This window comes from Emticicia sp. (assembly GCF_049241225.1).
GTDB lineage: Bacteria > Bacteroidota > Bacteroidia > Cytophagales > Spirosomataceae > Emticicia.
Genome location: NZ_JBMLRC010000121.1, coordinates 1 through 1,836, shown reverse-complemented (window position 1 = coordinate 1,836; position 1,836 = coordinate 1). Strand labels below are relative to the sequence as shown.

At 38.0% G+C, this 1,836-nt stretch carries 3 protein-coding genes; all 3 read right to left on the bottom strand.

Annotated features, from left to right (window positions below; translation table 11 throughout):
• The coding region (locus tag ACOVO2_RS07475; RefSeq protein WP_421769372.1) for a TIGR00730 family Rossman fold protein at window positions 1-422 on the bottom strand (422 nt) is incomplete at its 3' end.
• 130 nt (window positions 423-552) lie between these two features.
• Window positions 553-687, bottom strand: coding sequence for a hypothetical protein (locus ACOVO2_RS07470; RefSeq protein WP_421769371.1), 135 nt, complete (start codon window positions 685-687; stop codon window positions 553-555).
• A gap of 5 nt (window positions 688-692) precedes the next feature.
• On the bottom strand, window positions 693-1,604 hold the full coding sequence (locus ACOVO2_RS07465; protein ID WP_421769370.1) for a DUF72 domain-containing protein: 912 nt from the start codon (window positions 1,602-1,604) through the stop codon (window positions 693-695).
• Window positions 1,605-1,836: the final 232 nt, after the last annotated feature.

The following is a 1,836-nucleotide window of genomic DNA, read 5'->3' as shown; positions in this document are numbered from 1 at the left end:
TGGTCATAAAAACCATTGACATTAAGCAAACCCACTGGCTTTTGGTGAAGTCCCAACTGAGACCATGATAAAATCTCGAAAAGTTCGTCCATGCTACCATAACCTCCAGGCAATGTAATAATGCCATCACAGAGCTTTTCCATCAAAGCCTTACGTTCGTGCATGGTTTCTACCTTGTGCATTTCGGGTAGGCTTTTATGTCCAACTTCCATACGGTCTAAAAAGTGTGGAATAATACCCGTTACTTGTCCGTTATTTGCTAAAACCGAGTCGGCCACAATTCCCATCAATCCAACGCTTCCGCCGCCGTAGATAAGACGAATGTTGTTTTCGGCTAAAACTTTGCCCAGTTTCTCGGCAGTTTCTTTATAAATAGGTTTTGTTCCAGGATTTGCTCCACAGTAAACTAATATCGCTTGCATTATAATCAATTTTGAATGAGTAAATTATTGAATGAATGTATTTTTTGTCTTATTCTTCTAAAACTAATTTTCATAAAATTAAGACGACCAATTTTAATGCTGCCAATCTTATCAATCTTTTAAAACCGTGCTAAAAAATAAAACCCAACGAAACGTCGGGCTTATTTTGTTCGCTAAATTTGTCAGGAAAAAAATCTTTGTTGTTAAGTGGATACATCATCTGAATAAAGTGCAATTTATGGACTTGTTCAATATAAAGCAACATTTTTTTCAGAACAGGCTGCCCTGTACAACCTGTGGAATTACTTTAGGTTCTTGCAGTTTTAGGCCTGTTTTCGCATTAATCTTATTTATCCAATATTTTGTGAGTTCGGGAGCAAATTCATTTTCGCCACAATGCACAAAAATATAAGCACTTTCTAAACCCATATCGAGCCACGTTTTTATACGCTCACACCACGCATTGATACGAGTGTAATCGGTTGGGTGAAGCTCATTGCCTACAAACCGAAGTGTAAGGTTTGGCGTAGTAAGTGTGGCGTGAAGTACATCTCTTCGGCCAGCTACATCCGAAATCACCGTTCCAACTTTCATTTCGGTGAGCATTGCACAGGTATTTGCCCAAACTTTGGCATCTTTAAACCAATCAGAATGACGAAACTCAACTGAAACAGGAAAATTTGGCGGTAAAGATTTTAGGTAATTTTCTAAACTTTTCAGCCTTCGTGGGTCGAACATCGGTGAAAGTTGCAAAAAAGTCATTCCCAAATGCTCTTCTAAGCCCAAAACTGCTGTGCAGAATTGTTCGGTAAGAAATTCACAACCAATCAGTTGACGGTCATGACTAATTACTTGCGGAAATTTCGGGCAAAACTTAAAACCATCAGCGGCCGATTCTTTCCAACGAATAATCGTTTCTTCGGTCGGAATTTGGTAATGCGTTACATTCAGTTCGATGGTGTTAAACTGACGAGTATAGTAATGTAAAAAATCTTTGTCCTTGGCATTTGATGGGTAAATCTTGCCTGCCCAGCTTTTATTTGCCCAAATCGGTGGACCAAAATATAAATTGGGCTGAAAAACTTTCGGAGATACTGCCGCAAGGGTCTGGGCAGTTAATGGATTATCTGGCGGAAGTGTAAAATCTACATCTGAAATATCTTTGAGTTTTCCGAAATCCATGGTCGTAGTATAATTAAAGTCTCATACCTATCGGGTAGGTATGAGACTTTAGAGTAAGTTAATTCAAGAAATTATTTCTCTTTTTGAGCTTGTCGCACAGTTTCATGCAATTTATCCATATCTATTGTTTTTAAATATGAATTAGCCGCTCGTAGCTTATCATCAACTACTTGATAGCCAGTCTTTTGTGTTGCAGATATTGGCTTGTTTTTCATCTTATTTTTGAAATAAT